At 52.0% G+C, this 5,514-nt stretch carries 7 protein-coding genes; 3 read left to right on the top strand and 4 right to left on the bottom strand.

The window, feature by feature from the left end; translation table 11 throughout:
* On the top strand, positions 1–385 hold a 385-nt coding region (locus P1P89_21870; protein ID MDF1594166.1), incomplete at its 5' end, for an acetoacetate--CoA ligase.
* Positions 386–446: 61 nt separating this feature from the next.
* Here the strand turns inward: P1P89_21870 and P1P89_21875 are convergent.
* Complete coding sequence (locus P1P89_21875; protein MDF1594167.1) at positions 447–1,130, bottom strand: MCP four helix bundle domain-containing protein; 684 nt, start codon at positions 1,128–1,130, stop codon at positions 447–449.
* 191 nt (positions 1,131–1,321) lie between these two features.
* Positions 1,322–2,938 (bottom strand): thiamine pyrophosphate-binding protein, encoded by a 1,617-nt coding sequence (locus tag P1P89_21880; protein MDF1594168.1) that lies wholly within the window; start codon positions 2,936–2,938, stop codon positions 1,322–1,324.
* A gap of 270 nt (positions 2,939–3,208) precedes the next feature.
* Between P1P89_21880 and P1P89_21885 the strand changes: the two genes are divergently transcribed.
* Positions 3,209–3,880: an RraA family protein gene (locus tag P1P89_21885; protein MDF1594169.1), complete on the top strand. Its 672-nt coding sequence runs from the start codon at positions 3,209–3,211 to the stop codon at positions 3,878–3,880.
* 28 nt (positions 3,881–3,908) lie between these two features.
* Positions 3,909–4,685: an aldolase/citrate lyase family protein gene (locus P1P89_21890; GenBank protein MDF1594170.1), complete on the top strand. Its 777-nt coding sequence runs from the start codon at positions 3,909–3,911 to the stop codon at positions 4,683–4,685.
* A gap of 104 nt (positions 4,686–4,789) precedes the next feature.
* On the opposite strand, the gene P1P89_21895 is transcribed toward P1P89_21890, so the two are convergent.
* On the bottom strand, positions 4,790–4,999 hold the full coding sequence (locus P1P89_21895; GenBank protein ID MDF1594171.1) for a hypothetical protein: 210 nt from the start codon (positions 4,997–4,999) through the stop codon (positions 4,790–4,792).
* Positions 5,000–5,296: 297 nt separating this feature from the next.
* On the bottom strand, positions 5,297–5,514 hold a 218-nt coding region (locus P1P89_21900), incomplete at its 5' end, for a macro domain-containing protein (GenBank protein ID MDF1594172.1).

Raw genomic sequence — 5,514 nt, forward strand, 5'->3', positions numbered from 1 at the left:
GAACCCCGGCGGGGTGCGGATCGGCACGGCCGAGATCTACCGGCAGCTGGATCAGCTGCCGGAGGTGGCGGACAGCGTGGTGGTGGGACAAAGCTGGAAAAACGATGTGCGGGTGGTGTTGTTCGTTAAACTTGCGCCCGGATGTGAATTGAGCGATGAGCTGAAAGACAGGATCCGGCAGACGATCCGCACCCATGCGTCGCCGCGGCATGTGCCGGCCAAGATACTGGCGGTGCCGGACATACCGTATACCCTGAACATGAAGAAAGTGGAGATCGCCGTGCGCAAGGTGATCCACAACCAGCCGGTGCGCAACAAAGACGCCCTGCGCAACCCGGAAGTGCTTGATTATTATGCCGGATTACCGGAGCTGCAGCAAGATTAGCGCAGCAGGATATGCCCTGCAGGGGGAATGCCATATGTCAGCCCCCCAATTCCTGCGTTCGTTATAAAGAATCCATCAGTGTTCGCCATCTTTTACGCTGCAGCACAATAATCGTGCATAAAACAATGCTCAGGGCAATGCTGGCCGTACCCAGGGTCAAGCTGAATTTATAGCGGAGTTTTTCGTTGTCGCGGACATCCTTTGCGACCCTGATCTGCATTTGAAACAGAGCGTCTATTTTATTTATAAAGGGATCGATATGCCGGTAAACTTCTTTTTGTACAAATTCAGCCAGAGCCGCGCGGTCTTCTTTATGGAGAATGGCGGTCAGTTTTTTTGAGGACTTGTCCGCATCGACAAACAACAATGTGAGTTCTTCGATCAGCTTTTTTTCCTCGTCAACAAGGTGCGTTTTCAAGTACTCGGCCCACATTTGGGGCATTTTCCGATTTGTTTCGTCAATGATTATGCGACCGGCGGACCATGAAGTATTACCGTCAAGGACTTTGTGAGCGGTATCGACGATATGGATGCCGTACATGTCGGAAATCTGCTTTAACTGCTGCAGGGGCAGCACACGATCCTCATATATCGTATCAAGGCCCTGACTTATTGTTTTCATGTTGCTCAATCTTAAAATCCCCAGCCCAGCCCCGATGGATACAAATGTCATTACCAGCGACAGAATGAACAGTCTCCGTTTGCTCTTAGCGTATCGATCATAGAAGATATAACGTTTTGTCATATCCCACGCTCCTGAAAATAAAGAGAATTGTTTGATGGGAAAAGGTTTCAGCTCCGGTAATATACAGCGGTGCCGCTATCGCGGTCAACAAGGAAAAAGGATACCAGCCGTTCCGCGTGCGGCGGGGAAATTGTTGTATCAGGTTTAAGGGTAGGCGTTGATTATAAGGGGGTTATTTGGTTTGGCCTCGATTACAGTTCCCTGATGGCGTCAAACTGTTTCTGATAACCGCTCGGGTCGATGCGCGCTTCAACCAAGACGCCGTGGGGGTTGGACAGCGCGCTTTTCAACGCCTGCCGGTATTGATCAACGGTTTCAACCGTAACGCCATCCAGGCCGAAGCCCTTGGCCAGGGCGATGTAATCCGGCCGGGGAAAATTGACGCCGAAGGGTTTAAAGCCCTTCATCGCCTGTTTAACGGTGATCAGACTGTGGCCGTCGTCTGAGAATACGACGTAAACAATGGGCAGGTTGTGTCGTTTGCCGGTCAGCAGTTCGGGCAGGCGCATCATGAACCCTGCATCACCGCACAGGCACACCACCGGGCGCTGCGGTTCCGCCAGCTTTGCCGCCTGGGCGGCCGGCAGGCAAAACCCCATGGACGCCAGACCGTTTGACATCAGAAAGTCGTTGGGCGCGTAAGCCTCCCAAAGTTCGACCACGAGCAGTTTGTTGGCGCCGACGTCGGTCACGAGAATCGTGTCGCGCGGCACGATCTCACGCGTCGTCAATATGACCTGATTCGGCGTCATGCCGTTTACGGAAACCTCAAGGGCTTTAATCACGTTCGCTTTGTAGTGAGACACCTCAGGGCTGCTCCAGGTGGATTTCACATCGCCGCAGGCATCTTGCAGACGTTTTACCCCGTCGTTTAAATCCCCAACGAGTTCGATTTGGAAGGGAACGATCTGTTCGGTGTTGGGGACGGTGTCGAGGGATACGTTGACTGCCGGCAGGGTCCAGGGCTTTGCCAGCATTTCAACCGGATCGTAACCCACAAACAGGATGACATCCGCTTGATTCAACAGATCCTCTTCGATCTTGCCGCCCATAAACACGCCTGCGCAGAAGGGATCGTCAGCGGCGATGGCGCCTTTGGCTTTCGGCGAGGTAAATACCGGAGCATGGAGGGCATTCGCCAACGCATCAAGTGCGCCGGGCTTTAGGAATAGCGCGCCCAGACCGGCCAGGATCACAGGATGCCGCGCACCGGAAAGTTTTGCCGCAGCAGCCTGCAGGCTCGCTTCGGAAACCACGGCTTTGTCGGTCTCAAGGTCCGGAATTAGAAGCCGCGTCGGTTTGGGGTCGGCTTGTTTTGCCCCGACATTGCCGGGAAAGTCGATAAAAACGGGTCCCTGCCGGTGGGATAGAGCGGTGCGGACGGCACGTCGCAGCGGCTGAAGAAAGTTATTCTCATGCAGTGTGAGCCGGGCCTTGGTGACGGGCGCCATCATGGTCAGGTGATCGAAGCACTGTCGTTGCGCGGTTGCATGGGTTGCGGCATCCTGACGGTCAGCGAAAATCAACACCGGCAAGCGATCGAGTGACGCCTGGGCAACGCCGTTGGCAAGATTCGCAACGCCGGGTCCGATCGCACTTACGGCAACACCGACGGTTCCCTTGCGCTGGGCATAAATGCCGGCCATGATCACTGCGGACGTTTCGTGCTGGGTCAGAACAAACTCGATGCCGGCGTCAGCGCATGCGCTCACCATGTCGGCCGTGGGCCCGCCGCCGGGGATCCCGAACATTTTATCGACGCGCGCGTCGCGGAGCGCTGTGACGATCTCTTTGGCTACCGTGCTCATATTGGTTCTCGCTTGTTCATCATCGAAAGGTTGAATGTCCTTTGTGCCCCAATGTGTATATGTTGCCTTCGGCATGATGAAACCGACAGCATGCATTCTAAATATAAAAGCCTCAAATAGCATTTTGTTTTTTTCTGTCAAGAATTTAATAACACTTACAGGCAAGCAACCATGAGTGGTTTGGTTTTTTATTGACTACATACCGGTCTAATGGCAAGGTTTTGAAACGGCTTTTAATCACTTCAATAAAACATGGAGGAGGATTATTGTATGACCGACAATTCTGAAAAATTACCCGCACCGATGAATGCGCTCAAGGCGCTGAGCACCGGGATGATCGCCGACGCCCTGGCTATTTCAGGAATCAACGGCGGCGTTATGGGTGTCCGACCCGCGCGCGGGTTTGAAGATGCCAAAATAGTGGGGCCGGCCGTAACGGTCCTGTTTTCGCCGCCGCGCCCCGGAGAGAAGACGTTTACAAATTATGAAGTTATACGCAGTGCCGATCCGGGCAGTGTGCTGGTAATCGATGGAAAGGGTTTCGATGGGCATTTTAGCGGAGATAATCAGGCAGCCTGTGCCAAAAAGCAGGGGCTGGCGGCTATTGTTGTATATGGGGGCGCCCGTGATTTTGGGGGCTTTCGTCAAGCTGAAATACCGCTTTACTGTACGGGTTCAGCGACCAGGGATAAACCCGCGGAATGTAAGATTACCGCCTACAATGTCGCTGTGGAGATCGGCGGCGTTCCGGTCAGGCCCCAGGACATCATTGTGGCTGATGAAGACGGTGTTGTCGTTATTCCGGGAGATTTTCTGGACGGGCTTATGGAAAACTTGAAAATCATCAACACGGTTGAAAAAGAGATGGAGCATGCCATCCAAGGCAATGCACCGGTTGAAAAATTGAAAGAAATTATATCAAAGAAAAAACCTAAAAAATAAAAACCAGCTTTTTAAACAGGAAAAAATCATGAGAGTTAACAATGTAAAGCATGCCTTAAACAGCGGAAAAGTGCAGATCGGCACATGGATTACAACGCTACGAACGCCTCAGATTACCCGGATGTTCGCAACAGCCGGATTTGATTTTATCTACATCGACATGGAGCATTCCGCATTTTCGATAGAAACGGTGGGGGACCTGTGTTATGCGGCCCTGGCGGCAAACCTTGTTTCCATCGTGCGGCCGCCCGCCAAAGAGCCCCATTTGCTGAGCCGGCCACTGGATGCCGGCGCCATGGGGCTATTGATCCCGCATGTTGACACAAAAGAAGAGGCCGAGGCGGTCATCAGCGCGATCAAATATCCGCCCATGGGCCAGCGCGGCATGAATCTAAGGGGCGTTCATACCGGTTTTGACAAAGGCAACGGGGAAGCATATGTCCGATCGACCCATGCGGAGACCCTGCTGATCGTTCAAATCGAGAGCAGAAAAGGAATCGAAAACCTCGACAAGATCCTGTCGGTTGAAGGTGTTGACGGCGCGGTTATCGGTCGCGGCGATATCTCCGCGGATCTAGGCCTGCCGGGAAATACCAATCATCCGGAAGTGCTCAAACAGGTCGAAATAATGATTGCAGCCTGCCAGAAAAGAAAGAAGATACCCGGCCTGCTGGTTCAGGACATTGCATCCGCTAAGGAATGGATCCGGAAAGGGGTGCGCCTGCTGCCTTTTTCCAATGAGGTTTCAATGCTGATGGAAACGGCGGCAAACGCCGTTAAAGAAATCAGAGCGGAACAGGGCTAATAACAACAGGGCGCTGCCATGTTGGCAGTGCCCTGTTGTGTTGAAACAGTGTCACATAAAGCGATAAGTTTCGTCCGCCTGTTCGCCGGGTCTGCTGAACCGGATCAGGTGCCGCATGAGCTGGAGGAATCGCCGCAGCCATGGCAACCCGCACCACCCGATTGCATTACCAGGTTCGAGGTCAGCTTAAAACCGTATTCAAGAAAATCAACCTTTATGGGTTGCGCTTTTTCTAAAAAGTCCTTGTTGACCAGATACTTGAACCCGTCAATGTCATAAGCCTCATCGTTATCTTTTGGCTCATCCAGAGCCATTGCCAGTGACGGGCCGCCTCAGCCACCTTCATTCAGAAAGATTCGAATCGGAGAAACTTCCTTGCCTTTAAAATATTCAGCAATCTGGGTGGTTGCCGACTGGGTAACTTCAATCATGATGCCTCCTTTAATAGTTCGTTCCGCATATTGCGACCGCTTGAAATTCAGTTTTATCAACCGGTTTTAGTAGATTAGTCATCACAATTTAGTTTGTCAATGATGAAAATGGCCTCGATAGAATATTCTGTTTAATTGATATCTTGAAAAAAAAGTGATTTTCCATTTCAGTACAATTTTTCAGGAACCGCTGAGTTTGGCAAGATACTCCTGATAGACCTTATGGTTGCCGGATGAAAACAGGACAAAACTCACCATTTTTATAATTTCGTTTGTTTTCAAAAAGTTGCAAGTCGTATCAAGGGCAATCCGGCAGGCCTCATGGATGGGGTAGCCGTAAACGCCGCAGCTGATGGCCGGAAAGGCAATGGTGGCAAGCTGGTGCTGTCCGGCGAGCG

This window comes from Desulfobacterales bacterium (assembly GCA_029211065.1).
Taxonomy (GTDB): Bacteria; Desulfobacterota; Desulfobacteria; order Desulfobacterales; family JARGFK01; genus JARGFK01.